General features: G+C 63.0%; 24 protein-coding genes. 10 read left to right on the forward strand and 14 right to left on the reverse strand.

The window, feature by feature from the left end:
- Positions 1–3: 3 nt before the first annotated feature.
- The gene (locus FPZ54_RS06375) at positions 4–594 is read right to left on the reverse strand and encodes an NADPH-dependent FMN reductase (RefSeq protein WP_145845827.1); all 591 of its coding nucleotides are present in this window, start codon (positions 592–594) and stop codon (positions 4–6) included.
- Positions 595–659: 65 nt separating this feature from the next.
- Between FPZ54_RS06375 and FPZ54_RS06380 the strand changes: the two genes are divergently transcribed.
- Positions 660–1,223: a hypothetical protein gene (locus tag FPZ54_RS06380; protein WP_145845828.1), complete on the forward strand. Its 564-nt coding sequence runs from the start codon at positions 660–662 to the stop codon at positions 1,221–1,223.
- A gap of 384 nt (positions 1,224–1,607) precedes the next feature.
- Here FPZ54_RS06380 and FPZ54_RS06385 read toward each other — a convergent pair whose 3' ends face one another.
- The 5 genes from FPZ54_RS06385 to uvrB all read right to left on the reverse strand — a co-directional run bounded on the left by FPZ54_RS06385 (position 1,608) and on the right by uvrB (position 5,448).
- Positions 1,608–2,153 (reverse strand): hypothetical protein, encoded by a 546-nt coding sequence (locus FPZ54_RS06385; protein ID WP_145845829.1) that lies wholly within the window; start codon positions 2,151–2,153, stop codon positions 1,608–1,610.
- Positions 2,154–2,204: 51 nt separating this feature from the next.
- Positions 2,205–2,522: a HigA family addiction module antitoxin gene (locus tag FPZ54_RS06390; protein WP_145845831.1), complete on the reverse strand. Its 318-nt coding sequence runs from the start codon at positions 2,520–2,522 to the stop codon at positions 2,205–2,207.
- Positions 2,497–2,778, reverse strand: coding sequence for a type II toxin-antitoxin system RelE/ParE family toxin (locus FPZ54_RS06395; RefSeq protein ID WP_145845833.1), 282 nt, complete (start codon positions 2,776–2,778; stop codon positions 2,497–2,499). The genes FPZ54_RS06390 and FPZ54_RS06395 overlap by 26 nt, the downstream gene beginning before the upstream one ends.
- Positions 2,775–3,191 carry a DUF2924 domain-containing protein gene (locus FPZ54_RS06400; protein ID WP_145845835.1) on the reverse strand — a complete coding sequence of 139 codons (417 nt, stop codon included), beginning with the start codon at positions 3,189–3,191 and terminating at the stop codon, positions 2,775–2,777. The genes FPZ54_RS06395 and FPZ54_RS06400 overlap by 4 nt, the downstream gene beginning before the upstream one ends.
- 67 nt (positions 3,192–3,258) lie before the next feature.
- Positions 3,259–5,448: an excinuclease ABC subunit UvrB gene (uvrB, locus tag FPZ54_RS06405; protein ID WP_145845837.1), complete on the reverse strand. Its 2,190-nt coding sequence runs from the start codon at positions 5,446–5,448 to the stop codon at positions 3,259–3,261.
- Between the two features lie 450 nt (positions 5,449–5,898).
- On the opposite strand from uvrB, the gene FPZ54_RS06410 reads away from it, so the two are divergent.
- Positions 5,899–7,110, forward strand: coding sequence for an SH3 domain-containing protein (locus FPZ54_RS06410; protein WP_145845839.1), 1,212 nt, complete (start codon positions 5,899–5,901; stop codon positions 7,108–7,110).
- A 78-nt stretch (positions 7,111–7,188) separates the two neighbouring features.
- Positions 7,189–7,731 (forward strand): DUF3617 domain-containing protein, encoded by a 543-nt coding sequence (locus FPZ54_RS06415; protein ID WP_145845841.1) that lies wholly within the window; start codon positions 7,189–7,191, stop codon positions 7,729–7,731.
- A 193-nt stretch (positions 7,732–7,924) separates the two neighbouring features.
- Here the strand turns inward: FPZ54_RS06415 and FPZ54_RS06420 are convergent, their stop codons facing one another.
- Positions 7,925–8,389 carry a hypothetical protein gene (locus FPZ54_RS06420; RefSeq protein WP_239019739.1) on the reverse strand — a complete coding sequence of 155 codons (465 nt, stop codon included), beginning with the start codon at positions 8,387–8,389 and terminating at the stop codon, positions 7,925–7,927.
- A 149-nt stretch (positions 8,390–8,538) separates the two neighbouring features.
- On the opposite strand from FPZ54_RS06420, the gene FPZ54_RS06425 reads away from it, so the two are divergent.
- The 4 genes from FPZ54_RS06425 (at position 8,539) to FPZ54_RS06440 (ending at position 16,126) form a co-directional block, all read left to right on the forward strand.
- Positions 8,539–10,668 carry a S9 family peptidase gene (locus tag FPZ54_RS06425; protein ID WP_145845843.1) on the forward strand — a complete coding sequence of 710 codons (2,130 nt, stop codon included), beginning with the start codon at positions 8,539–8,541 and terminating at the stop codon, positions 10,666–10,668.
- 20 nt (positions 10,669–10,688) lie between these two features.
- Complete coding sequence (ligA, locus tag FPZ54_RS06430; protein WP_145845845.1) at positions 10,689–12,821, forward strand: NAD-dependent DNA ligase LigA; 2,133 nt, start codon at positions 10,689–10,691, stop codon at positions 12,819–12,821.
- Between the two features lie 134 nt (positions 12,822–12,955).
- A complete protein-coding gene (locus tag FPZ54_RS06435; protein WP_145845847.1) occupies positions 12,956–15,400 on the forward strand; it encodes a TonB-dependent receptor in 2,445 nt (814 codons plus the stop codon).
- 114 nt (positions 15,401–15,514) lie between these two features.
- Positions 15,515–16,126, forward strand: coding sequence for a hypothetical protein (locus FPZ54_RS06440; protein WP_145845849.1), 612 nt, complete (start codon positions 15,515–15,517; stop codon positions 16,124–16,126).
- A gap of 9 nt (positions 16,127–16,135) precedes the next feature.
- Here the strand turns inward: FPZ54_RS06440 and FPZ54_RS19760 are convergent, their stop codons facing one another.
- The 4 genes from FPZ54_RS19760 to FPZ54_RS06455 all read right to left on the reverse strand — a co-directional run bounded on the left by FPZ54_RS19760 (position 16,136) and on the right by FPZ54_RS06455 (position 17,448).
- Positions 16,136–16,285, reverse strand: a complete 150-nt coding sequence (locus FPZ54_RS19760; protein ID WP_186456933.1) for a hypothetical protein — start codon at positions 16,283–16,285, stop codon at positions 16,136–16,138.
- Positions 16,282–16,482, reverse strand: a complete 201-nt coding sequence (locus tag FPZ54_RS06445) for a hypothetical protein (RefSeq protein ID WP_145845850.1) — start codon at positions 16,480–16,482, stop codon at positions 16,282–16,284. The genes FPZ54_RS19760 and FPZ54_RS06445 overlap by 4 nt, the downstream gene beginning before the upstream one ends.
- Positions 16,483–16,557: 75 nt before the next feature.
- Positions 16,558–16,770 (reverse strand): cold-shock protein, encoded by a 213-nt coding sequence (locus FPZ54_RS06450; protein ID WP_145845852.1) that lies wholly within the window; start codon positions 16,768–16,770, stop codon positions 16,558–16,560.
- A 243-nt stretch (positions 16,771–17,013) separates the two neighbouring features.
- On the reverse strand, positions 17,014–17,448 hold the full coding sequence (locus FPZ54_RS06455) for a hypothetical protein (protein WP_145845854.1): 435 nt from the start codon (positions 17,446–17,448) through the stop codon (positions 17,014–17,016).
- 118 nt (positions 17,449–17,566) lie between these two features.
- On the opposite strand from FPZ54_RS06455, the gene FPZ54_RS06460 reads away from it, so the two are divergent.
- Together FPZ54_RS06460 and FPZ54_RS06465 are read left to right on the forward strand one after the other, a co-directional pair.
- Positions 17,567–18,079, forward strand: a complete 513-nt coding sequence (locus FPZ54_RS06460; protein WP_145845855.1) for a DUF421 domain-containing protein — start codon at positions 17,567–17,569, stop codon at positions 18,077–18,079.
- Positions 18,076–18,435: a DUF1622 domain-containing protein gene (locus FPZ54_RS06465; protein WP_145845857.1), complete on the forward strand. Its 360-nt coding sequence runs from the start codon at positions 18,076–18,078 to the stop codon at positions 18,433–18,435. Before FPZ54_RS06460 ends, FPZ54_RS06465 begins: the two co-directional genes overlap by 4 nt.
- Positions 18,436–18,925: 490 nt before the next feature.
- Here FPZ54_RS06465 and FPZ54_RS06470 read toward each other — a convergent pair whose 3' ends face one another.
- The 3 genes from FPZ54_RS06470 to uvrA all read right to left on the reverse strand — a co-directional run bounded on the left by FPZ54_RS06470 (position 18,926) and on the right by uvrA (position 24,394).
- Positions 18,926–19,324, reverse strand: coding sequence for a cupin domain-containing protein (locus FPZ54_RS06470; protein WP_145845859.1), 399 nt, complete (start codon positions 19,322–19,324; stop codon positions 18,926–18,928).
- A gap of 60 nt (positions 19,325–19,384) precedes the next feature.
- The gene (locus FPZ54_RS06475; protein WP_222428354.1) at positions 19,385–20,878 is read right to left on the reverse strand and encodes a hypothetical protein; all 1,494 of its coding nucleotides are present in this window, start codon (positions 20,876–20,878) and stop codon (positions 19,385–19,387) included.
- 453 nt (positions 20,879–21,331) lie between these two features.
- Positions 21,332–24,394, reverse strand: a complete 3,063-nt coding sequence (gene uvrA, locus FPZ54_RS06480; RefSeq protein ID WP_145845864.1) for an excinuclease ABC subunit UvrA — start codon at positions 24,392–24,394, stop codon at positions 21,332–21,334.
- 86 nt (positions 24,395–24,480) lie between these two features.
- Between uvrA and FPZ54_RS06485 the strand changes: the two genes are divergently transcribed.
- Entirely contained in the window at positions 24,481–25,017 is a 537-nt protein-coding gene (locus FPZ54_RS06485) for a hypothetical protein (protein WP_145845865.1), read from the forward strand.
- The last annotated feature ends 32 nt before the right edge of the window (positions 25,018–25,049 follow it).

A 25,049-nucleotide genomic window follows, 5' to 3' on the forward strand; every position in this document is an offset into this window, starting at 1 on the left:
GGCTCAATAGGGCGGATCGCGGCGTGCGCGTTGCGCCTTTGCCGCCTCGACCCACCACAGCAAATCATCGGCGAAGCGCGGGAATGCGCGCTCAAGCGCGGCGCCGCCCTCCCCCTGCGGCTGATCGTCCGCATCGAGCGTCTTGCCGATCTGCCCAACCGTGAGCGTCGAGGAGGTGACAACCATTCCCATTTCGGTGAGCGTCGGGTGCCACATCGAATTGCTGCGCGCGCCCGCCAACCGCCCCGCCGAATAGCTGGCGATCGCCGCGGGCCGCCAGAACCATTCCTCCAGGAAATGGTCGGTCAGATTCTTGAGGCCGGGCTGCATCCCCCAATTATATTCGCCGGTAACGAACAGGAATCCGTCGGCCGCGACGATCTTGCGCGCCAGAGTCTCCATCGCTTCGGGCGCCTCGCCTTTGGGATATTCCTTGTACATCCGGTCGAGCATGGGGAGGCCGACCGCCTTGGCGTCGATCAGTTCGGTGTCGCAGCCGCGCTCGTTCAGCCGCGCGGTCACCCAGCGGGCGAGGCGGATGCCCATCCGGTCCCGGCGATAGGAGCCATAGAAAACGAGAATCGTGTCGGACATCGGCGGCACCCCTTTTGCTCGACTTGGCGTTGCACTCATGGATAATCGGCGCGGGGGGAAATTGCATGAGCGAATTCGAGTTCATCTTTGCACTGTTCGGGCTGCTGCTCGGCCTCTCGATCGTCGAGGTGCTGGGCGGCCTCGCCCGCGCGATCGAGGCGCGGCTGCGGCCCAGCTCATCCGTGCGGATCGGGTGGCTCACGCCATTGCTGGGCATTTTCGTTCTGCTCGATCTCCTGTCCTTCTGGCAGGCGGCCTGGGTTACGCGGGATGCGGTCGGGGTTTCGGGCCATTCGCTGATGGCGGTTACGATTTTCGCGAGCGCCTATTATCTGGCGGCGCATCTCGTCTTTCCCCGCGAACCCGCCGAACATACCGATCTGGACAACCACTATTTTCGTGTGCGGCGGATCGTACTGGGCGCGATGCTGGCGCTGCTGATCTGCCAACTCGGCTATTACGCCACCCTTCCTGAGCTCGCTATCGTAATTAGCCGACCATTGTCGGTAACGCTGACCGCAATTCTCGCCGGGCTAATGATCGCGGCGATGCTGGTGCGCGGGCGGCGAGCGAATATGGTGGTGATGGCGGCGCTCGTGGCGCGCTATCTCATCGTCTATCTGCTCTGAAATGAAAGAGGCCACCGGGGCCATCCCTGGCACCCGGTGACCTCCGACATGGTCAGCGGCCGGAGAGCTCCAGCCCGGGAGACCATGCGGACCACGTGTCGCATCTGCGGTGCCGTTGATTGGAGGAGGATACCTCCCGAGCACCATTCGGATGGAGGGCTTCCATCCGACGCAGACGCTTAGCGGCGCGTCTCCCGAACGAACTGAACCGACCTCACTGCTGAACCATGAGACATCGGATCACCTCCTTTCGCTTTGTTGAAACACCGTACCTCAGCCTGGGTACGAGGGCGAATGTGAATCAATGTGGGAAGCAGAACAAGGCTTGTAATGTAATTAAATTTGCGCGATTCTTGTCTTTCCGGCGTGATGAATCCGAAGGGTTCAGCGGCGGCAATCCTCAGTCACCCGCTGCACCTCTGCCCAGGTCGGAACGACCAGGGGCGCGAGCGGCGGCATCTCCACCACGAACCGGCCACGGCTGTAGCCGATCGCATCCAGTATCGGATCGTTCACCGCCAGCGCGACCGCCATATAGGGCTGGGCGCCACCGGCAGGACGCGCGGTGTGCGCGCGGGCGGTGGTCGAGGTGCGGATCGTCATCGGCCCCGGCGTGGCGCCGCGGCGGGAAAGATAGACCTGGCGGGTGAGCCGGTCGCAGCGCAGCGTCAGTTCCGCATCGCTTTCGCGCGCCCCGAACAAGGCGATCGTCCCCTGCCCGTCCTGACGATACACCCAGGTTCCGCGCGCCACCGGCCAGTCCCGCCAGTCGCCGCCGAATGCGGGCGGAGGCGGTGTCGCCGGAGCCGGAGCCGGCGTCGGCGCGGGCACCGTAGCCGGGGGCGCTGGAGCAGGCCCCGGGGCGGGCGGGATGACGGAGGCGCAGGCAGCGAGAACCGCGAGCGAAGCGAGGGCAAGAAAAGAACGCATGTCGCGCCTTATGGGCGAAGCGAGAGAACGGCTCAACCGCCCGTCGCCGGTTCAGGCTGCACGCGGGACGATGCGATCGAGTTCACCGTTCAAGGCGCGCTTGGCTTCAAGGAGTTCGTACCGGTCCTGGAGGCGCAGAAAAAAACCTTCGGACATGCCGAAATAGCGCCCGAGCCGAAGATCTAATTCGGCATCGACAGGACGTTGGCCGTCGATCACCGCCTGCACACGGCCCGCGTCGATCGCGATCGCCTCCGCCAGCGCCTCGACAGTCAAGTTCATCGGTTCCAAGAACTCGGATGCTAGCAGGTATCCGGCATGGTCGTTCTCCAGCCAGTCGCCGTCAGTGATAGTCGACGATTTCGACATCGTACGCGTCTCCGTCCTTCCAGACGAAGCATATACGCCATTGTGCGTTAATTGAAATGCTGTGCTGCCCCGCGCGGTCCCGATCGAGCGCGTGCAGGCGATTGCTGGGTGGGTTCCGCAGATCATCGAGGTTGGTGGCCGCATCAAGGAACCTCATCCGATTCAACGCCCTGCGCTGGATGTCCGATGGCAGCCTGCGACTGCGTTCGCCGAGCCAGATGCGTTCGGTTTCCGGTTCTGTGAACGAGCGGATCATTTCGTTGTAGCCAGCAAAATATCAAGGCGCGTGAAATCTCGATCGTTCGGACGTTTCGCGTGCCAGAAACGCAGGCCATTAACGTTAGTGCCGCTGATAGCGCTAGCTGCCGCAGACGGGCTGGAGTGCTCGCGCCCATCCTCGTCTATCCAACGCCCCTCTCGGATATAGGCGCGGTGTTCTTCGCCCTTGTAGACAGCGCGCAGTTGCGTGCCCTCGACAAGTTCTCCGTCCCGCAGGGCGAATCCCTTATGCTTTCCTGATAGAGGCACGGGCGCATCGGCGTGTTGTTGGTGGGTGGCGGGCTTGAGATTTAAGAGGTCGCGCAAAACATCGTTATAGCTATGCCCCTCGTGCGCTCGCCTGATGGTGAGCTCCTTCCAAACCTCGAAGTCTATCTCAATCTGCTGCATCGATCGGTCTCCGCAATTGCGCGCAATAGTGCTAATAGCACTAATCGTCAATAGAGACCGTAGATAGCTACAGCTTCCCCCCGCCCCACTTGCGCTGCACCTTGCCGAAGCGGCCCTTGCGCGTCCCCGGTTTGCCTTCGTTGCTGCGGCCCATCACCGGCGCCTTGTGCTCGCCGGCGGGGAGGCCCAGTTCTTCGGCTTCCAGCGCGCGGATCTCGTCGCGCAGGCGGCCGGCTTCCTCGAACTCCAGGTTCGCGGCGGCATTGCGCATCTTCTTTTCGAGTTCTTCGATGTACGCGCGCAGGTTGTGGCCGACCATGTGCGCCGGGCCATCCTCGATCTCGACAGTCACCTGATCCTTCGACGCGACATGGGCGATGATGTCGCCGATATTGCGCTTGATCGTGGTCGGGGTGATGCCGTGTTCGCGGTTATACGCCTCCTGCTTCTCGCGGCGCCGACTGGTTTCGTTGAGCGCGCGCTCCATGCTGCCGGTGATGCGGTCGGCATAGAGGATGACGCGCCCATCGACGTTGCGCGCGGCGCGGCCGATCGTCTGGATCAGCGAGGTTTCCGAACGCAGGAAGCCTTCCTTGTCCGCGTCGAGGATCGCGACCAGGCCGCATTCAGGAATATCAAGGCCTTCGCGCAGCAGGTTGATACCGATCAGCACGTCGTACACGCCCATGCGCAGGTCTCGAATCAGCTCGATCCGCTCCAGTGTCTCGACGTCCGAGTGCATGTAGCGGACCTTGATCCCCGCTTCGTGCATATATTCGGTGAGGTCTTCGGCCATCCGCTTGGTGAGGGTCGTCACCAGCGTGCGGTAGCCCAGCTCGGCGGTCTTGCGGCACTCAACGATCAGGTCCTGGACCTGCTCCTCGACCGGCTTGATCTCGACCGGCGGGTCGATCAGGCCGGTGGGGCGGATCACCTGTTCGCTGAACACGCCGCCGGTCTGCTCCATCTCCCACCCGCCCGGCGTCGCCGAAACGCTGACGGTCTGTGGGCGCATCGCATCCCATTCGTTGAAGCGCAGCGGCCGGTTGTCGATGCAGCTCGGCAGGCGGAAGCCATATTCGGCTAGCGTGATCTTGCGGCGATGATCGCCGCGCGCCATCGCGCCGATCTGCGGCACGGTCTGATGGCTTTCGTCGACGAACAGCAGCGCGTTTTCGGGGAGATATTCAAACAAAGTCGGCGGCGGCTCGCCGGGCAGGCGCCCGGTGAGGAAGCGACTGTAATTCTCGATTCCCGCGCAGCTGCCGGTGGCGGCGATCATCTCGAGGTCGAAATTGGTGCGCTGCTCCAGCCGCTGCGCCTCGAGCAGCTTGCCCTCGGCGTGCAGTTCCTTCAGCCGCTCGGCGAGCTCGTGCTTGATCGCCTCCATCGCCTGTTTGAGCGTCGGCCCCGGAGTGACGTGGTGCGAGTTGGCGTAGACGCGGATGCTGTCGAGACTCGCGACCTTTGAGCCGGTCAGCGGATCGAATTCGGTAATCTCCTCGATATCGTCGCCGAAGAAGCTGATCCGCCAGGCGGTGTCTTCATAGTGCGACGGGAAGATTTCGAGGCTGTCCCCGCGCACCCGGAAATTGCCGCGGGCGAAGGCGGCGTCGTTGCGCTTGTACTGCAGCGCGACGAGCTTGCGGATGATCTCACGCTGATCGGCGACCTGGCACTTTTTGAGGTCGAAGATCATCGCCGAATAGGTTTCGACCGAGCCGATGCCGTAAAGGCAGGACACCGAGGCGACGATGATGACATCGTCGCGTTCGAGCAGCGACCGGGTGGCCGAGTGGCGCATCCGGTCGATCGCCTCGTTCACCGAGCTTTCCTTCTCGATATAGGTGTCGGACCGCGGGACATACGCCTCGGGCTGGTAATAGTCGTAATAGCTGACGAAATATTCGACCGCATTCTCGGGGAAGAAGCTCTTGAACTCGCCATAGAGCTGCGCGGCGAGGATCTTGTTGGGGGCGAGGATCAGCGCCGGGCGCTGAAGATTGTTGATGACGCTCGCCATCGTGAAGGTCTTGCCCGAGCCGGTGACGCCGAGCAGCACCTGATCGCGCTCCCCCGCCAAGGCCGCTTCGGTGAGTTCGGCGATCGCCGTCGGCTGGTCGCCGGCGGGGGAATAGTCACTGACCAGCTTGAACGGCCGCCCCCCCTCGCTCTTTTCGGGGCGGTTCGGGCGGTGGGGAACGAAGCCGGGGCCGGTTTCGGGCTCGGCAAGGCTGGTGCGGATCTGGATCGCCATTGGGGGAATATGGGGCCTTCAAATAGGGGTGCAAATGGGGGAAGCTGTCAGTCGTTCCGACGAACCTGACAAAAACGAGGGGGTTCCACGATGGTCCCCCAGAGGACAGCGGTAGGGACGCGTCGGGAACGTGACAGCAACGCGCCGGTGACACGACAGTAGAGCGCCGGGTACGCGACACCGATGCGACCGTTGCGCGACATGATTTGGCTGGAACGCGACGCGGGTGCGACACTGAGGCGTCGGATACGCGCCGCTGACAAGTGACTGACGTTGGAAGCGTAATGCATGGGTGGACCTCCGTAGCGCGAAGATAGCATAATGGGGTGAACAAAAAAAGAACGTACTGGCGCGCTTTGGAGCCTACCGGCTCCGAAGGATCCGGATTTGAAGACGATGTAATTACATTAGGGCGCTGGAATCTCGGGGCCTCGGAGTTATAAACGATGGATGGCTGATGATCCCTTCGATCCGTTCAAAGAACAGAAAAGACTGAAACGTCTCATCGACGATGCGATGGGCGGTTCCGCTCGACGATTTATCGAGGAGGAGCAAAAGCGCCGAAGGCTCTTAGATCAAGCGATGGGAGGATCGATTCAGAGAATTCTAGAGGAAGAGCAGAAGCGATTGAAGCTCTTGGACCAGTCGACGATTAGCAAGGCCGCGCAGGAGGCGATGACCGCCCAAGAGAATTTCAAACGGGCCTTCATGCCTTATAATATCGGTGCAATTCAGCAATATATCCAAGCTGAAGATATACGCCGGAAATCATTCGACGTAGGAAGTTTGGCTTCGGCAAAGGCGTTCCAGGACAATATTTCTTCGGCTATGGCCACATTGGATGAGCCATACAGCGAGTTTTCGAAGCATATGCGAGAACTGGGCGTTTTCGACCGGATCGCGGAGCAGCAATCCGCCCTCTTGAGGGCCAGCGCAGGCATCAATTCTCACATTGAAGCAGCCAGCAAAGCGATGCGCGGCGCCATCCCCAGTATCCGCGAAATTTCCGCTTCACTGGGCGTCCAATCTACCCTCGCTCAGCAAATGCGCCGAATGTCCGAGCAATTCTCGCAACTTGACGAAGTAATGCTGACAAGTGGCATCCGAGAAAGTGCTGTTTGGGAGGCGATGCGCGACACCTATGGTTTCGGTAACCAGACGTCGGTGTCCCAAGCATTTTTGGAAATCAGCACGAAGCTCGATCAACCAAGCGGCGACGGCAAATCGTTTGGGATATATGATGCATGGCAACTCGTACAATTCCTCTGGTTTGTGTTTAGTGCTTACGCAATGATCGCCGGGTGGGGCGACTATACCGAACAGGATCGCGCTGGGGACGAAGCGACGGCGAATGCGGTCGAACGCATCGAAATTCGTCAGCGCATGAGTGATGTTGAGACCGCCATTGCGAAAGCGTCAGCGCTCGCCGAGATGACCCGTATCAATGCGTTGCCCAGAGCCTTCGTCCCAGAAGCCGCTAACGTTCGCGCAGCACCTGAGCAGAAAGCCAAGCGTATTGCGCGTTTAAGTGCCAACACAATGTTAGCCATCGAGGAGAAGAACGGGCGCTGGCTGCGTGTCATTTATGCCGACACATTCACCGAAGAACTCGCAGAGGGATGGGTTTGGGGAGGCTCGGTCGAGCTTCTAGCGGACGACTGAGGCGCCCCCTGCACCTCGTCTGTTGCGGTTTGCCGCGCGCCGGTTCAGCCTTGGCCGGAAACTGAGAGGAGACCTTTCATGCGCATCCCCGCCATCGCCCCTTTCGCCGCCCTCGCCCTCGCCGCCTGTGGCGGGGACGATGTGTCCGTCACAAATGCCTCGCCCGAGGAGGTCGCCAAGAAGGTCGATGAGGCGGGTGGCGCGCGGTTCAATCCGGGGGAGTGGGAGACGACCGTGGAGACGGTGTCGGTGGATATTCCGGGCCTGGCCCCGCAGATGAAGGAGCAGATGATTCAGCTGATGCTCAACAAGAAGCAGGTCGGGAGGAACTGCGTCGCGCCAGAACAGGCCAAGTCGCCACCCGCCGAGGTGCTGGCGAACAGCCAAGGCCGCTGTACCTATGAAAAGTTCACCATGGCCGGCGGCAAGATCGACGGGACGCTGCTGTGCGATGCCGAGGGCGGCAAGATGACGATGCGGATGACCGGCAGCTTCACCCGCGACAGCTTCGAAATCGAGAACGACATGGAGACGACCATGCCGGGCGGCGCGCAGGTGATGAAGATCAAGGCGAAGACGAGCGGCAAAAGGCTGGGCGACTGCCCGGCGGGGAAAGCGTAGGGGGTTTACCCGTTAGATCCTCCCCTGCCCCGCAGGGGAGGTGGCAGCGCGTAGCGCTGGCGGAGGGGCCGCCGTCGCAGACGGCGGTATTTTGTCGAGCTGGGTTCGGCCGTCTGCGCGGCCGCCCCTCCACCACCCGCTTCGCGGGCGGTCCCCCTCCCCTGAGCAAAGCTCAGGGGAGGAATTAAGCGCCCTAAACTACCCGGCGATAGGCGACGCGCCACATGGCGTAGGCGATGCCCGCGGATACCCCGGCCAGCAGGCCGCTGGTCGCAAGCGCGCTCGCCCAGCGGAACAGCCAGGTGCGCGTGTCGCTGATCGGCGCATCGATTAGCCCGAAGCCATAGGTCTGGCCCGCAACGAATACCACCAGCGCCACCAGCGCCCCGAGCGCAGCCGCGTGCCAGGCGCGGCGATAGCCAGCGAGATGCAGGATCAGCCAGAGCGGCGCGCCGACCGCAGTGATGCCGAGCGTCGTAAAGACGGTGCCGAGCACCCATGAGGCGAATAGCGACAGCGGCTCGCGCTGCCCCGCCGCGACGACGAGAAGCAGGACGACAACGCCGCCCAGTGCGCCGCCCAGCGCAAGCGCGAGGCCCGCACGATCGAGCGTCGTATCATAATGCGGCGCGGATGCGCGCATCGCGTGATCAGTCACCAGAAACCCCTCCCCGGTGCGCAGGGCTTACCATCGTCGGGCTGTGCGGCTCAAGCGCTCAACTTGCGGAAACTACCTAAACAGGGACAGCTTGCCGTGTGTGCGCCTTTCCAGCACGCTCGCGCACCACATCGACCAAGGGGATTCGCATGTATCGTCCGCTTCTTTTCGCCGCGACCGCCGCTCTGACGATCACCGCGCCGCTCGCCGCACAGCAGACTCCCCAAACTCCCCCCGCCCCGCCCGTCGCCGCCAAGAAGCCGCATCAGGTGAAGGCGCCGTTCGGCGCGGTGCGCGAGGACGACTATTACTGGCTTCGCGACGATACGCGGAAGAACCCCGAGATGCTCGCCTATCTCAAGGCCGAGAATGCCTATGCCGATGCGGTGATGGCACCGACCAAGCCGATGCAGGAAGCGCTGTTCAAGGAGATCACCGGTCGGATCAAGCAGGACGACAGCAGCGTCCCCTATCTCGACAATGGCTATTATTATTACACCCGCTACGAGGTTGGCGGCAGCTATCCGATCGTCGCGCGACGCAAGGGCAGCATGGATGCGCCCGAAGAGATCCTCCTCAACCAGCCCGAAATGGCCAAGGGCGCCAATTTCTTCCAGATCGGCGGTAGCGGGGTGAGCCCCGACAACCGCCTGCTCGCCTATGCAGAGGACAAGGTGGGTCGGCGGCAGTTCGTGCTGAAGGTCAAGGACCTGACCACCGGCAAGACGCTGGAGGACGCGATCCCCAATGTCCAGGCGGGTTTTGCCTGGGCGGGCGATAACAAGACGATCTTCTATATCGAAAAGGACCCGGTCACCTTGCTGGGCAAGCGGGTCAAGGCGCATGTGCTGGGCACCCCGGCGACCGCCGACCGGCTGGTCTATGAGGAAAAGGACGACACCTACTCGCTCGGCATCGGGACGACGAGCTCGGAGAAGTTCATCTGTATCTATTCCGGCAAGACGGTCAGCGACGAACAGCGCTGTGCGCCAGTCGCCAACCCGACCAGCTTTGCCGTAATCGCGCCGCGCGAGCGCGACTTCCTGTATGGCGCGGACCATGTCGGTGACCGCTGGATCATCCGCACCAACTGGAATGCGCCCAATTATCGGCTGATGACCGTCGCCGACAGCGCGACGGGTGCGGGCAAGGCGGCGTGGAAGGATGTCGTGCCGCACAGCGCGCAGGTGTTCATCGCGGGCGTGCAGCCGTTCGATAACTATCTCGCGATCGAGGAGCGGTCGGGCGGCAACAAGCGGCTGCGGCTGCTGGACAATGACGGCTCGTCGCGCTTTGTCGAGGCGGATGAGCCGGCCTACTCCATGGGGCTGAGCATCAATGCCGAGACCGCGACCGACTGGGTCCGCTATACCTATAATTCGCTGACCACGCCCGCGACGGTGATCGAGGCGAACATGAAGACCGGGGAGCGACGGACGCTTAAGGTCACGCCGGTGCCGGGCTATGACGCGAGCAAATATGTGACCGAGCGCCTGTGGGCGACCGCGCGCGACGGGACGAAGGTGCCGGTGAGCCTGGTCTATGCCAAGGGGTTCAAGAAGGACGGCACCGCGCCGCTGTTTCAATATGCCTATGGTAGCTATGGCTATTCGACCGATCCAGGCTTTTCGCCGATGCTGCCGAGCCTGCTCGACCGGGGCATGGTCTATGCCATCGCGCATATCCGTGGCGGGCAGGAACTGGGCCGCGCCTGGTATGATCAGGGGCGGATGTTCAACAAGAAGAACAGCTTCACCGACTTCATCGATGTGACGCGCTATCTGGTCGATCAGGGCTATGCGAAGAAGGGCCGCGTCGCGGCGATGGGTGGCAGCGCGGGTGGACTGTTGATGGGCGCGGTCACCAATATGGCGCCGCAGGATTATGCCGCGATCGTCAGCCTGGTGCCGTTCGTCGATGTCGTGACGACGATGCTCGACCCCACCATCCCGCTGACCACCGGCGAATATGACGAATGGGGCAATCCGGAGACCAAGGCGAGCTATGACTATATGCTCAGCTACTCGCCCTATGACCAGTTGAAGCGCGGGGCCTATCCGGCAATCTTCGTCGGCACCGGGCTGTGGGACAGCCAGGTGCAATATTATGAGCCGGCCAAATATGTGGCAAAACTGCGCACGTTGAAGACCGATTCCAACCCGCTGATCTTCCGCATCAATATGGAGGCCGGGCATGGCGGCAAGTCGGGCCGGTTCGAGCGGTTCAAGGAGCAGTCGGAATATCTGGCGTTCGCGCTCGACCAGTTGAAGGTGAAGTGATCGGGCGGTAGCGAAGCGCCATGGATACGCTGCCTGCTACCGACGCCGAAGCCAAAGCCGAACTGGAGCGGCTGGCCGCCGAGATCGCGCGCCACAACCGCCTCTATCATACCGAGGATTCGCCGGAGATCAGCGACGCAGCCTATGACGCGCTGATGCGGCGCAACGCGGCGATCGAGGCGGCGTTTCCGGCGCTGGTGCGGGCGGATTCGCCGTCGCGGCAGGTGGGCGCGGCGCCCGCGGGGCATCTGGCGAAGGTCACCCATGCCCAGCCGATGATGAGCCTCGACAACGCCTTTTCGGACGAGGAGGTGATCGAGTTTGTCGGACGGGTGCGCCGATTCCTGAAGCTGGACGAGGACGTGGCGGTCACGCTGACCGCAGAGCCGAAGATCGACGGCCTGTCCTGCTCGCTGCGGTACGAGAAGCGCCGCCTTGTGCTGGCGGCGACGCGCGGCGACGGGCGGGTGGGCGAGAATGTGACCGCGAATGCGCTGACGATTGCGGATATCCCGACCGAACTGCCCGCCGACGCCCCCGATGTGTTCGAGGTGCGCGGTGAGGTCTATATGGCCAAGGACGACTTCCTGGCACTCAACGCCCGGCTGCTCGCCGAGGCGGAGGAGACTGGCAAGGAAGCGCGCCAGTTCGCCAATCCGCGCAATGCCGCTGCGGGGTCGCTGCGCCAGAAGGACGCGGCGGTGACGCAGGCACGACCGTTGCGGTTCCTGGCGCATGGCTGGGGCGAGGTGTCGGGCCTTCCCGGCGAGACCCAGGGTGAGGTCGTGGCGGCGATCACGTCGTGGGGCTTTCCGGTTTCCGACATGTTCTGCATCGCCGATACGCCCGAGATCGCGTTGACCGTGTATCGCCAAATCGAGAAGGGTCGCGCCGACCTGCCCTTCGACATCGACGGCGTGGTCTACAAGGTGGATCGGCTCGACTGGCAGGAGCGGCTGGGAAGCGTGGGGCGCGCGCCGCGCTGGGCGATTGCGCACAAATTCCCCGCCGAGCGCGCGGAGACGACTCTGAACGCCATCGATATCCAGGTCGGCCGCACCGGCAAGCTGACCCCCGTCGCGCGGCTGGAGCCGGTGACGGTGGGCGGGGTCACCGTGACCAATGCGACGCTGCACAATGCCGACGAGATCGCGCGGCTGGCCGTGCGGCCCGGCGACCGGGTGGTGGTGCAGCGCGCGGGCGATGTGATCCCGCAGATCGTCGAGAATCTGACCCCGGACGCGAAGCGCGACCGCTGGACTTTTCCCGATCACTGCCCGGAATGCGGATCCGAAGCGGTCGCCGAGGAGGGCGAGGTCGATGTCCGCTGCACCGGCGGGCTGATCTGCCCGGCGCAGCGGCTGGAGCGGCTCAAGCATTTCGTCAGCCGGGGCGCGCTGGATATCGAGGGGCTGGGCGAAAAGACGATCGCCGAGTTTCTGGACCTGGGCTGGATCGCGGAACCCGCCGATATCTTCCGCGTGTCACGCCATCGCGACGCGCTGTTGGCGCGTGAGGGGTGGAAGGAGAAGTCGGTCGACAATCTGCTCGCGGCGATCGAGGCGAAGCGCGCGCCGGATGCTGCGCGATTGCTGTTCGGGCTGGGCATCCGGCATATCGGCGCGATCACCGCGCGCGACCTGATGAAGCGGCTGGAGACCCTCCCCGCCCTCGCCGCGCTGGCGGACGAGATCATCGCGCTGCGCGATGCCACGCCCCCCGCGATCGGCGAAACCGATGCGAAGCACCGCACCCGGCTGGACAAGGCGATCGCCGAACATATCGGCATCGAGAATGTGGGCGCTGCGGTGGGCCATGCCCTCGCCGATTTCTTCCACGAGCCGCACAATCGCAGCGTGTGGGACGACCTGTTGGAACAGGTCAGCCCGCCGCCCTATGTCGTCGAGGCGCGCGCGTCCGAGGTCAGCGGCAAGACGGTGGTGTTTACCGGCACCCTGGAGACGGTGAGTCGCGACGAAGCAAAGGCCCAGGCCGAGTCGCTGGGCGCCCGAGTCGCGGGTTCGGTGTCCGCAAAAACCGATCTGGTCGTCGCCGGACCGGGCGCCGGATCGAAGCTGAAAAAGGCTGCCGAGCTTGGAATCCAGGTGATCGACGAAGGGAAATGGGCGGAAATCGTGGCGTCCGCCGGGTGATGCTTTTTTGCAACGCACAATGGACTTGATACGATTGTAACAATACCGCAAAGAACTCTCCCCATGGGCAGCCGAGACGGTGAAACACACCGCTTGCGCAGGCTTTGAAAAGCCCATCCTATCAGGGGACCAAAATGCGAAACCATCTGCTTATCGGCGCGGCTGTTGCTGCGCTCTCGTTTCCGGCTGCGGCATTCGCCCAGTCCACCGGCTCGGTCGATTTCGACGAGGGCGAAATCGTCATCACCGGCTCGGCCGAAACCGGCGTCGGCGGCGTCAACATTCCGGACTCGCCCAAGGCGAAGGTCGAGATCAGCCGTGAACTGATGCTGCGCCAGACCCCCGGCCAGACCGTCAACGAGATGATCAACCTGGTCCCGGGCGTCAGCTTCACCAACAACGACCCGTTCGGCTCGCTGGGTGGCTCGTTCACGATCCGCGGCTTCTCTTCGGATCGCATCTCGCAGACCGTTGACGGCATTCCGCTCAACGATTCGGGCAACTATGCGCTGTACACCAACCAGCAGCAGGACCCGGAAACGCTGGAATCGGTCAACGTCAACCTGGGTTCGACCGATGTCGACAGCCCGACCGCTTCGGCCGTCGGCGGCACCATCAACATCCGCACCCGGATGCCCAGCGACGATCTCGGCGCGATGGCCGTCGTGAGCTATGGCAACATCATCGCACGCGGCAACCCGGGCGACCGCCCCTATCATCGCGGCTTCGTGATGCTCGACACCGGCACGTTCACCAGCTTTGGCACGAAGGCCTGGTTCTCGGCGTCGCGCGCGACGAATGAGAGCACCTATTCCAACTATGGTGGCGTCGACAAGCAGCAGTATAACGGCAAAATCTATCAGCCGATCGGCACCAATGGCGACTTCATCGCCATCTCGGGCCACTATAACGAGAACCGCAACAACTTTAACGGTTCGCCTTACAACAACGTCACGATCGGAAATAATGGCGGCCTTGCTCCGGAAGACCGCTTCTACGAGATCGCCTATCCGTGCAACACGGACACGCCCGAGGCTGGCGTCGCCGACACGCCGAATGGCTGCGGCAACGAGTTCGAGCGCCGGTTCAACCCGTCGAACACGGGCAACATCCGCATCAACTCGCGCTTCACCCTGTCGGACGGCCTGATCCTGACCGTCGATCCGAGCTTCCAATATGTGAAGGCGAATGGCGGCGGTCTGACCGTCGGCTATGAAAGCCCGACGGCCCGCACCCTCGGCGGCACGCCGCTCTATGGCTATATCGGCAACCGCTATGCGTTCGGTCGCGACCTCAACGGCGACGGCGATCTGCTTGATCAGGTTCGCGTCTCCTCGCCCAGCCAGACCCAGACGCGCCGTTATGGCGTGATCGCCAACCTCTCCTACGAGCTGGACGAGAGCAACCGCATCCGCCTGTCGTACACGTTCGACCGCGCGCGTCATCGCCAGACCGGCCAGTCGGGCTTCGTCCTGTCGAACGGCGAAGTCGATGATGTCTTCCCGGTCAACAATCCGATCACGACCGCCGACGGCGTGGAACTGAACGATCGTAACCGCCTGTCTTATGCGACGCTGCACCAGATCGCCGGTGAGTATCGCGGCAGCTTCATGGAAGAGGCGCTTTCGGTCCAGATCGGCGGTCGCCTGCCGTTCTTTACCCGCGATCTCAACCAGTATTGCTTCACGACCTCGGCCGGTGGTTTCGTCGACTGCCTCACCGACCCGAGCCGCGAAGCCGCCTATGCGACGGCCAACCCGACCTTCGCTCCGCCGCAGTCGCGCAAGCTGGACTATAACAAGTTCCTGCCGAACCTCGGCTTCACCTATCGCATCGTCGAGCCGGTGAGCGTGTTCGCCAGCTACGCCAAGAACCTTTCGGTTCCGGGCACGGACGTCCTGTACGGCGCGCTCTACTTCGACGAGGGCGATCCCCAGGCGAAGCCGGCCGCCGAGACCTCGGACAGCTTCGACGCGGGCGTCCGCTATCAGTCGGGCATCGTCCAGGCGCAGCTGACCGGTTGGTACACCAAGTACACCAACCGCCTTGCCAGCGCCTATGACCCCGATTGCGATTGCTCGGTCACCCGCAACCTGGGCGAAGTCACCAAGTGGGGCATCGACGGCAGCATCTCCGCACGGCCGATCCCGGAAGTACTGGTCTATCTCTTCGGTTCGGTCCTGAATTCGGAGATCAAGGACGATGTCCAGACCGGCGCCACCAGCTTCGCCGCGACTGCAGGCAAGCGTGAGGGGGGTGCGCCGAAGCACAGCTTCGGTGCGCGCGTTCAGGGTTCGCTGGGCGATTTCGACATCGGAATGCAGGTCAAGCGCACCGGTTCGCGTTTCCTGAACGACATCAACACCGTGACCCTGCCGGGCTACACGGTGGCCGATCTCGATATCCGCTACTCGCTCGCCAGCGCGGGCCTGGAGCGCAGCTACTTCCAGCTGAACATCACCAACCTGTTCGACGAATCCTATATCGGTTCGGCATCGTCGGGCCTGACCACGACCTCGACCTTCGTGAACATCGGTTCGCCGCGCGCGATCGTCGGTTCGCTGGTCGTCGGTTTCTGATCGACCTCGACACCCCCGTAAGGGGGTAAGGAAAGGCCGCCGTCCCAGGCAACCGGGGCGGCGGTTTTCTTTTGGGCGGAGCAGGTTAAGCTGGCCGGCAAATGGGGGAAGCGCATGTCGCCATTCGAGCTGGTCTTTGCGGTGTTCGGCCTACTGCTCGGCCTTGCCATTGCGGAGGTACTGGGCGGCTTTTCACGGACGCTCAAGCTCAAGCGCGGCAGCCGGGCGATCAAGGTGGGGTGGCTGACGCCGTTGCTGGGCGTGCTGGTCGTGCTCGACCTCACCTCATTCTGGTTGATGGCATGGGAGGCGCGCGACCAGATCGCGGCCAACTACATCACATTGGTCTATGTGCTGGCGCTGGTCGGCGTCTATTATCTGGCCGCGACGCTGATCTTTCCGGACGAACCGGAGGAATGGCCCGATTTCAACCATTGGTACGACAAGCAGAACCATCTTGTGATCGGCGGGCTGCTGACCGCCAATATCGGCGCATGGATCGGCCAGATCGCGCTGGAGTTTGCCGCCCCGGTTGAGGCGGCGGCCGAGAGCGAGGCGACGCTGACCACGACCGATCTGGCCTATATGGGCAGCGCGCTGGCGCTCATCATTCTGTTGATCGCACTGCTGCGGGTGAAATCGCGGGGGTGGAATATCGCGATGCTGAGCGCGGCGATCGTGATGCTGCTGGCCACCGGCATCCTGGACGCCTGGGTCGTGGCGTAGCCGACCGGATCAGCCGATCACTTCGGCAACGGCGGCACGGGCGATCGCGGCGGCGCGGAGATCGTCCGCAGTGCGGCGGGCGAGAAAGGTAAGCGGCGGACGCATCGTCGCGCGGCCATGGGGTACAGTTTGTAACGTCTTGTTGAAAATGGACTTCACTGGGTTTCCTGTCTGGGGATTACGGCAGCCTCGCGCTGGGCGCGGGCGGTTTCGGTGCGTTCCTGTCGGTCCGCCATGGCAAGCCAGGCGGCCTCGGCACGCAGATTGCGGTCGCGGACATTTTCAAGCGTCGCCGAGTCCGCATCGGCACGGCATTTCGCCGCATGTTGACGATAGGTGAGCGTCTGGGTGGCCATGGGCATTCCCCTTTTGCTGCAAATGGGTGGACGGCGCGCCGAAACGCGCCGCCCCAAACAATCGACCTAAATCGATCAGTCAGCCGACTGGAGGTTCACCGCGGCCATCTTGCCGCGCTTGTCCTGCTCCAGCTCGTAGCTGACGCGCTGGTCCTGGTTCAACGTCGCCATGCCGGCGCGCTCGACCGCAGTGATGTGGACGAAGGCATCGTTGCCGCCATTGTCCGGTGCGATGAAGCCATAGCCCTTGTCGGCATTGAAGAATTTTACGGTGCCGGTGATGCTCATGATCATTTCCTTCTATTGTCGGCGCGCCCCGTGTGGGCGGACCTCGCGCTGCGGAGGCAGGGAAAGAAGGAAGAAGGGGCCGCAAAGCACCGAAGACCGTCGATTTGCGACTGTAGCAGCCCCTATATGCGTGCATTCCCCCGAATTTACAAGAGCGCGCCCAGGAAGAGGGAGAGGCCAGCCCCTGCCCCGCCCCGATCGCGACGCCGGATCTTCAGGATCGGCCCAGCCCGCGCCGCCGGGTCAAGGACGTGTGACGGGCGCCGCCGTGTCGGTTTCGCTGCCGGCGACCAGCGTCGGTCGTTCCAGCGCAGGGGCGAGCGCCGCGCGGTCCGCCGCGGTCATCTCCGCATCCATATCCGGTCGGAAATGGGGCGCGGCGCGGTCGTCGGGGCCGGGATGGTCGTCGCGCTCGAGGTCGGGCGCGGGGTGGCCCGACGCGGGGGCATCGGCATCGCGGCGGGTGAAGAAGATCGCAGCCGCAGCGGCGGCTCCGGCGGCGAGCGCCCCGGCCAGAGGCCATGCATTGCGGCGAAGCGCCCCGGCGACGGCGGTGGTCGCTCCGCCCTTCCCGACCGTTTCCTGCGTCTTCGCCGAAGCCTTGCGCGCGCGGGATTTGCGCGGGGCGGATGGCCGGGTGCCGGATCTGGACTTGGGCGATGCGGTGCGGGTGGCCATGGTCGATCTCGCTGAACTGACGGGGGAATGATGCAAGAACAGCGCGGAGACCGTTCGGGTTCCGGATGCGGCGCGGGTGCGGCAGGGAACAAGCCGGGACGCGGGGACTTGATGGGGCATGTTCTTCGATACCGGATATGAGCTGCTGCGGGTCATCGTCATCACGCTGTCCGCCTATGCGATCCTGATCGTCGTGCTGCGCGCGGCGGGCAAGCGTGCGCTGGCGAAGCTCAATGCGTTCGACCTGGTGGTGACGGTGGCGCTGGGGTCGACGCTGGCGACGGTGTTGCTGAGCAAGGACGTCGCGCTGGCCGAGGGGGCGCTGGCCTTTGCGATGCTGGCGGGGCTGCAATATGCGGTGGCGCGGGCGTCGATCCGCTGGCGGTGGTTTCGCAATGCGGTGCGGGCCGAGCCGCGACTGTTGCTGAAGGATGGCGTGTTGCGACCCGAGGCGATGGCGGCGGAACGGGTGACCGCGGACGAGGTCGCCGCCGCGCTGCGCCAGCAAGGCATCGGACGGATCGCGGACGCGGCCGCGGTGGTGCTGGAGACCGACGGGAGCCTGAGCGTGATCGCCGCGAGCGCCGGTCGCGTGGCGGAGCTGGATGTGCTGGAGGGTGTGGCGCGATGATCGACGATGCGGGGCTGTTGCAGCTCGTCCACTGGATCACCCGCTGGGTCGAGCTGGCGGGGATCGCGGTGATCCTGGCCGGCGCGATCTGGGCCGCGCTGCGCTTTGCCCGCGATGTCGCCCGACACGGCCAGACCGACAGCTATCGCGCGCTGCGCTCCAATCTGGGCCGGTCGATCCTGCTGGGGCTGGAACTGCTGGTCGCGGCGGACATCATCAACACGGTCGCGGTCGAACCAAGCCTGGAGAGCGTCGCGGTGCTGGCGGGGATCGTCGCGATCCGCACCTTCCTGAGCTTTTCGCTCGAACTGGAGATCGAGGGGAAATGGCCGTGGCAGCGGGCGGAGGGCGGCTGAACGCCGACAGGCGTCCGACGAAACTGACGAAAAACGAGGCTGTGGCGGCGATGCGGACGCCAACGCGACCGCAATGCGCCGGGCACGCGACGGGAAGACGACGCCGACGCGCCACCCGAGCGCCAGTGTCGCGACCCCTGCGCGACGCGGGCGCGGCGGCGACGCGACAGCTTCGCGACACCCATACGCCATTGATGCGACACCGACAGGACGCCATCGCGACACCCTGACACCATCGCGTCGCCCGCGACGCGGCATGGATGTGGCTGCGCATGTGCCGGGCGGGACGCGCGTCGAGGCGGCGGGGGCAGAGACGATGTACGGGAGCACTGGGTGCGGGGGCACTGGGGGTCCTTTCGCGACGGAGAGGACCATCCAGATATGCCGGGAGGGGGATTGTAGGAAAGCGAATTTTCCAGCGCCCCTTGCCGGACGATCACGCTTCGGGGCGGGTGCGGCGATCGGGACAGGGTTGGCACGAACCGGAAGGTCAGCGCGGGCGGTGCTCGGTCCCCTCCCCCGCCGTGATGAAGATCGCGGTGGCGGTGGTGCCGGGGGGCACGTCGGCGGTGTGCCAGACGCCGGGCGGGTTGATGGCATAGTCGCCGGGGGTGAGGGTTGCGCGGGTGGTGGTGGTGCCGTCGGGCAGTTCCTGAACCAGCGTCATTTCCCCCGCGGTGCAGATGACCAGCTCCGCGCCGTGCGGATGGACTTCCCAGGAGGCCCAGCTTTCGGTGAAGCTGTATTGCGAGACGAGGCGCCCCTCGATCCCGTCGGCGGCGTGGCGCTGGCCGTATCCCTCGTACCATTCCATGCCGTCGAAGGGCGGTTCGACGGTGGCGGTGGCGTTGAGGCCGAGATGGGCGAATTGGGTGTCGAGGCGGGGCATGGGGGGCGCTCTAGCGAACTTTGGTATGAATGTTTCAAGCTACACAGCCACAATCAAAGCTCATTCCCGTGGCTCATCGAACAAGGCCGCCTCCGGATTTTTAGGCAAATCTCGCGCCATCGTATCAATATCGCCTGGCGACAGAATAGGCGCAGATCTCATTCGATCTTTTGCATTACTCGCCTTAAAATCGATTTCAGTGAACTTATCCTGAAGCTTTCTCATGAAAGCATATGACCCAATGTCTATCGAATACGCACTGTAGCTACCCGGATTCCCGGACTTGTGAGTAAGAGCCGTTGCGCAATTATGTATGATCCTATAATCTAGCAACCTATGAATTACAGCCCTCCAGACATCGTTCTCCTGCATTTCCTTTTCACTAACGAGGAATACGTTAACCTTCTTGGAGAGACAAAACGTTCTGATCAAATATATCGCACGAAGTAAGGCGCCTTGCTCATCATCTTGAGCGTCGTGCTTTAACTCTTCAATGCGGCGTTCCCAATTTTTCTTACTGAGCGCCCTGACCTCATCTTTCCCAATCTGGCTACCGGCTTCAATGTCGGTCTCGGACAGAATTTCTAGAAACAGAGACAGGACGTCACGAGGAACACCGCCGCCGGCCATCACCAACCGGCTGAAGCCCTCACCTTTAAAAAGCGACCAAAGCTGATCCTCGGACAAATCAGCCCGCTGTCCGAAATTTTTTAAAATCTTCCAATTCTGATTCTCGGTCCGGTCGAAATCGCTGAATGTATAATCGATATTTATTGCCTGATAGTCGTGTCGCTCTTGAGCTCCGATAGGCTGACCCTGCCGATCAACGAATAGCACCGAAGCATGCCTCAACGTCGCTATTTTAAAGTATATAGGAGAATCTTTGCACAACCTATGCAGATAATCTACAACGAAGGCTTGGTCTGTCCTTCTAAGATGATAAAGATCATCAACTTGAATGAAGATTATTTTAGCTCTAGAGGAGCTTGATAAAAATTCCGCTATATCTCGCTTTAGCTTTGGAAGCCACAGCTCAAGCTTCTGCAACTTATCACGATATAACTTATAGGTTTTTTCAATCTCATCGCGGCGAACTTGCGACGATTGCGCTCCTGCAGAGATTTTCACCTGATCGCCGCCAATGGCCGCATTGAGGTTTACACCATCAGTGGCCGACGTTGATTCTAGCTGGCGAATGTCCTCTTCGACCTGATCCTGCTCAGCTTGTATGGCGTCCAATTTACTGAGTATATCGTCTACAGAATCTCGAATCTTCTTGCTACGCCCGAACCAACCAGTAGCGTGAGACCGTATTTCCGAAAAAAGTGACCGCAAAATCTCGATGAGAACGTTAGGGAAAGAGTGCTGCTTAAAAACTTCGCAATTTAAATATACAACTGCCACGCCCTCGGCGGTCTCTTTCCTTGATGAATGGAGCAGCAATGTCTTTCCGCATCCGCGACGCGCAAAAATTGCGTGATTCTGCTTAGCAGCAGCGTCGATAACGTTATGGGCAACGTCAACGTATTCTATGCTCTCAGTATCAAGCTGCACGCGGACGTTTTCTTGGATAGCTCTCCGTAGCTTTCTAACCTGATCTTTCGACAGACTCATCGCGATGCCCCAATTTTTCAATCTTCACTGTGTGATTGGGCCTGAGGGTTGTCAACTCACGGTTACATCATTTCGGATTTAGACACCGTTCTGAATGGACGTGACTCAAACTTCCTTAGATTGACCGCGCATCCAGCAACCGTCCAGTCGGTTGCGCGCCGCTGGAACCTTCATTGACCAAAGCTCGACAGCTACACTTTTAGCCTAGCGCCTAGCTAATATTATCGCCTATTCGATCAAGCCGCTCAATCAGGCCTAGCAGAGAGTCGGCAATGTCTTCGAGAGCTTCTACTTGCCTCTCCTCCAGCGACAAACTGGGTCGCCGTTTGTGCCTCGCTTGAATCTCTTTGACTTCATGTTCGTCCATATTCGTGCCCTCCCGATTACGTCGCCCTACTCCGCCGCCACCTCAACCCGCGCCTTCACCCCGCCCCGCTCCAGCAACGGCGCAAGATACTTCCCAGTGTAGCTGCGCGGTTCCTTCGCCACCTTTTCCGGCGTGCCTTCGGCGACGATCTCGCCGCCCTTGACGCCGCCTTCGGGGCCGAGGTCGAGAATCCAGTCGGCGGTCTTGATCACGTCGAGATTATGCTCGATCACCACCACGGTGTTGCCCTGTTCGACCAGCGCGTGGAGGACCTCCAGCAGCTTGCGGACGTCCTCGAAATGCAGGCCCGTCGTGGGTTCGTCGAGGATGTAGAGCGTCTGGCCGGTGGCGCGGCGGGAGAGTTCCTTGGCGAGCTTGACGCGCTGCGCCTCGCCGCCGGACAGGGTCGTGGCCTGTTGCCCGACCTTGATATAGCCGAGGCCCACCTCCGCGAGCATCGCCATCTTGTCGCGGATCGGGGGGACGGCCTTGAAGAACTCCACCGCATCCTCGACCGTCATGTCGAGCACGTCGGCGATGCTGCGCCCCTTGAACTTCACCTCCAGCGTCTCGCGGTTGTAGCGCTGGCCGTGGCATACGTCGCAGGTGACGTAGACGTCGGGGAGGAAGTGCATCTCGATCTTGAGCACGCCGTCGCCCTGGCACGCCTCGCACCGGCCGCCCTTGACGTTGAAGCTGAACCGGCCGGGCTTGTAGCCGCGCGCCTGCGCCTCCGGTAGCCCGGCGAACCAGTCGCGGATGTTGGTGAAGGCGCCCGTGTAAGTGGCCGGGTTCGAGCGCGGGGTGCGGCCGATCGGCGACTGATCGATGTCGATCACCTTGTCGAGATGGTCGAGGCCGGTGATCTTCTCATGCTTGCCGGCGAGGACGCGGGCGCCGTTGAGCGCGCGCGCGGCGGCGGCGTAGAGCGTGTCGATGGTGAAGCTCGACTTGCCCGATCCGGACACGCCGGTGATGCAGGTGAAGGTGCCGAGCGGGATGCTCGCGGTAACGCCGGTGAGGTTGTTGGCGGTGGCGTTGTGGACGGTGAGCTTCTTCCCATTGCCCTTGCGCCGCTTGTTCGGGACCGCGACTTCGCGGCGGCCGGAGAGATAGTCGGCGGTGACGCTGTCGGTGCTGGCGAGCACCTGTTCGAGCGTGCCCTGCGCCACGACCTCGCCGCCATGCACGCCGGCGCCCGGCCCCATGTCGATGACATAGTCGGCGCTGCGGATCGCATCCTCGTCATGCTCGACCACCAGCACGGTGTTGCCGAGATCGCGCAGGCGACGCAGCGTGACGAGCAGCATGTCGTTGTCGCGCTGGTGCAGGCCGATGCTGGGCTCGTCGAGGACGTAGAGGACGCCGGAGAGGCCCGAGCCGATCTGCGACGCGAGGCGGATGCGCTGGCTCTCGCCGCCCGACAGCGTGCCGCTGGTGCGATCGAGGTTGAGATAATCGAGCCCGACATTGTTGAGGAAGCCGAGGCGTTCGTCGATTTCCTTGAGGATCGCGCGGGCGATTTCCTGCTGCTGCGGGGTGAGCGCGTCGGGCAGCGTCTTGAAGAAGGGGACCGCGTCGGCGACCGACAGGCGGGTGACGCTGGAGATGTCGCGCATCGCCACCTTGACCGCCAGCGCCTCGGGCTTGAGGCGGGCGCCGTGGCAGGTTTCGCACGGGTGCGCGGCCTGGTACTTGCTCAGCTCTTCGCGCATCCACGCGCTTTCGGTCTGGAGCATCCGGCGGTTGAGGTTGCCGATGACGCCCTCGAACGGCTTCTTCACGTCGTAGCTTTTGCGACCGTCGACGAAGGTGAGCGTGACCGGCTTGCCGCGGCTGCCGTGGAGGATGAGATAGTGGACCTCCTCGGGCAGGTCCTTCCACGGGGTGTCGAGGCTGAAGCCGAACTCGCGCGCGAGGCTGCCGAGGACTTGCATGTAATAGGGGCTGGGCGGGTTGGACTTGGCCCAGGGGACGACCGCGCCCTTCTTGATGCTGAGATCGTGGTTGGGGACGACGAGGTCTTCGTCGAAGATCTGCTTTTCGCCGAGGCCGTCGCATGCCGGGCAGGCGCCCTGCGGGGCGTTGAAGGAGAACAGGCGCGGCTCGATCTCGGCGATGGTGAAGCCGCTGACCGGACAGGCGAAGCGTTCGGAGAAGACGATGCGGTTGTCGGGGATGCCGGTGTTTTTCATGCCGCCCTTCGTCACCCCAGCGGAAGCTGGGGTCTCTGGCGGCATCGCGCCTTCGCTGGAGGCCCCAGCTTTCGCTGGGGCGACGTCGTGGGTGAACGCCTGTGGGGCTTCGCGAACCGCACTGCCCCTCTCCCCGACCCTCTCCCCTGAAGGGGAGAGGGAGCTTACCGTGGTATCCACCAGGTCGACGTACGCCAGGCCATCCGCCAGTTTCAGCGCGGTTTCGAAGCTCTCCGCGAGCCGCGTGGCGATGTCGTCGCGGACGACGAGGCGGTCGATCACCACCTCGATGTCGTGCTTGTACTTCTTGTCGAGCGCGGGGGCGTCCTCGATCAGCCAGGTTTCGCCATCGATGCGGACGCGCTGGAAGCCGGCCTTCTGCCATTCGGCCAGCTCCTTGCGATACTCGCCCTTGCGGCCGCGCACGACCGGGGCGAGCAGCAGCAGGCGCGTCCCCTCGGGCAGCGCGAGGACGCGGTCGACCATCTGGCTGACGGTCTGCGCGGCGATCGGCAGGCCGGTCGCGGGGCTGTAGGGGATGCCGATGCGCGCCCAGAGCAGGCGCATGTAATCATAGATCTCGGTCACCGTCGCGACGGTCGAGCGCGGGTTGCGGCTGGTGGTCTTCTGCTCGATGCTGATCGCGGGCGAGAGGCCGTCGATATGCTCGACATCGGGCTTCTGCATCATCTCGAGGAACTGGCGCGCATAGGCGCTCAAGGACTCGACATAGCGGCGCTGCCCCTCGGCATAGATGGTGTCGAAGGCGAGGCTCGACTTCCCCGAGCCTGACAGGCCGGTGATGACGGTCAGCGTATCGCGCGGAATGTCGATGTCCACGCCCTTGAGATTATGCTCGCGCGCGCCACGTACGGAAATGTGAGTCAAAGCCATGGGGCTGGTTTGTTCCAGATTTGTTCGATAGGTGCAAGGTGACAGCTCGCTTAGATGGCGGCTGCAAAACAAGGGACAAGGGCCGAGTGGGTACGGATACGCCGGAAAGCATCGACGCGGCGGTGCTCGCCTTTTGCGCGACGATCGCGCCGGGGATGCCCGAATATGTCGATGTCGTCCCCGGCGAGGGCGCGCAGATCGCCTATTGTTTCGACAATGCCGCGGCGGCGGTGAAGCGGCATGGCGGGTCGGTCGCCTATGGCTGGATCATCTGGCGCTGGCCGGGCCGCTATCTGGAGGCGGAGCACCACGCCGTGTGTCGCCGCGCCGACGGGACGCTGCACGATGTGACGCCGATGCTGTACGGGCAGACGCGCATCCTGTTCCTGAGCGATCCGGGCGCGGTGTTCGATCCGACGCGCTTTCGCCCCAACCGACTGATGGCCGAACCGGGCAACGCGGTCGCGGAAGACTATGTCGCGCTGTCGATCCAGCGGGCCGATATCCTCAACGCCTATGGCGAACCGGGGATGGACCATGCGCTGACGCCGCAGGACCAGGCGCGGCTGGACGCGATCAACCCGCGCTGGATGGCGCTGTATCGCGAGCTGGAGCGGGGGTGAGGGTGAAAGCGCTTTGCGGGGAAGGGGTTGGG

The sequence above is a fragment of the Sphingomonas suaedae genome (assembly GCF_007833215.1).
Lineage (GTDB): Bacteria > Pseudomonadota > Alphaproteobacteria > Sphingomonadales > Sphingomonadaceae > Sphingomonas > Sphingomonas suaedae.

What these genes read in the sequence shown, in the direction of transcription:
- FPZ54_RS06375 (WP_145845827.1), bottom strand. Translation starts at nt 594, where the DNA reads ATGTCCGACACGATTCTCGTTTTCTATGGCTCCTATCGCCGGGACCGG.
- FPZ54_RS06380 (WP_145845828.1), top strand. Translation starts at nt 660, where the DNA reads ATGAGCGAATTCGAGTTCATCTTTGCACTGTTCGGGCTGCTGCTCGGC.
- FPZ54_RS06385 (WP_145845829.1), bottom strand. Translation starts at nt 2,153, where the DNA reads ATGCGTTCTTTTCTTGCCCTCGCTTCGCTCGCGGTTCTCGCTGCCTGC.
- FPZ54_RS06390 (WP_145845831.1), bottom strand. Translation starts at nt 2,522, where the DNA reads ATGTCGAAATCGTCGACTATCACTGACGGCGACTGGCTGGAGAACGAC.
- FPZ54_RS06395 (WP_145845833.1), bottom strand. Translation starts at nt 2,778, where the DNA reads ATGATCCGCTCGTTCACAGAACCGGAAACCGAACGCATCTGGCTCGGC.
- FPZ54_RS06400 (WP_145845835.1), bottom strand. Translation starts at nt 3,191, where the DNA reads ATGCAGCAGATTGAGATAGACTTCGAGGTTTGGAAGGAGCTCACCATC.
- uvrB (WP_145845837.1), bottom strand. Translation starts at nt 5,448, where the DNA reads ATGGCGATCCAGATCCGCACCAGCCTTGCCGAGCCCGAAACCGGCCCC.
- FPZ54_RS06410 (WP_145845839.1), top strand. Translation starts at nt 5,899, where the DNA reads ATGGCTGATGATCCCTTCGATCCGTTCAAAGAACAGAAAAGACTGAAA.
- FPZ54_RS06415 (WP_145845841.1), top strand. Translation starts at nt 7,189, where the DNA reads ATGCGCATCCCCGCCATCGCCCCTTTCGCCGCCCTCGCCCTCGCCGCC.
- FPZ54_RS06425 (WP_145845843.1), top strand. Translation starts at nt 8,539, where the DNA reads ATGTATCGTCCGCTTCTTTTCGCCGCGACCGCCGCTCTGACGATCACC.
- ligA (WP_145845845.1), top strand. Translation starts at nt 10,689, where the DNA reads ATGGATACGCTGCCTGCTACCGACGCCGAAGCCAAAGCCGAACTGGAG.
- FPZ54_RS06435 (WP_145845847.1), top strand. Translation starts at nt 12,956, where the DNA reads ATGCGAAACCATCTGCTTATCGGCGCGGCTGTTGCTGCGCTCTCGTTT.
- FPZ54_RS06440 (WP_145845849.1), top strand. Translation starts at nt 15,515, where the DNA reads ATGTCGCCATTCGAGCTGGTCTTTGCGGTGTTCGGCCTACTGCTCGGC.
- FPZ54_RS06445 (WP_145845850.1), bottom strand. Translation starts at nt 16,482, where the DNA reads ATGGCCACCCAGACGCTCACCTATCGTCAACATGCGGCGAAATGCCGT.
- FPZ54_RS06450 (WP_145845852.1), bottom strand. Translation starts at nt 16,770, where the DNA reads ATGAGCATCACCGGCACCGTAAAATTCTTCAATGCCGACAAGGGCTAT.
- FPZ54_RS06455 (WP_145845854.1), bottom strand. Translation starts at nt 17,448, where the DNA reads ATGGCCACCCGCACCGCATCGCCCAAGTCCAGATCCGGCACCCGGCCA.
- FPZ54_RS06460 (WP_145845855.1), top strand. Translation starts at nt 17,567, where the DNA reads ATGTTCTTCGATACCGGATATGAGCTGCTGCGGGTCATCGTCATCACG.
- FPZ54_RS06465 (WP_145845857.1), top strand. Translation starts at nt 18,076, where the DNA reads ATGATCGACGATGCGGGGCTGTTGCAGCTCGTCCACTGGATCACCCGC.
- FPZ54_RS06470 (WP_145845859.1), bottom strand. Translation starts at nt 19,324, where the DNA reads ATGCCCCGCCTCGACACCCAATTCGCCCATCTCGGCCTCAACGCCACC.
- uvrA (WP_145845864.1), bottom strand. Translation starts at nt 24,394, where the DNA reads ATGGCTTTGACTCACATTTCCGTACGTGGCGCGCGCGAGCATAATCTC.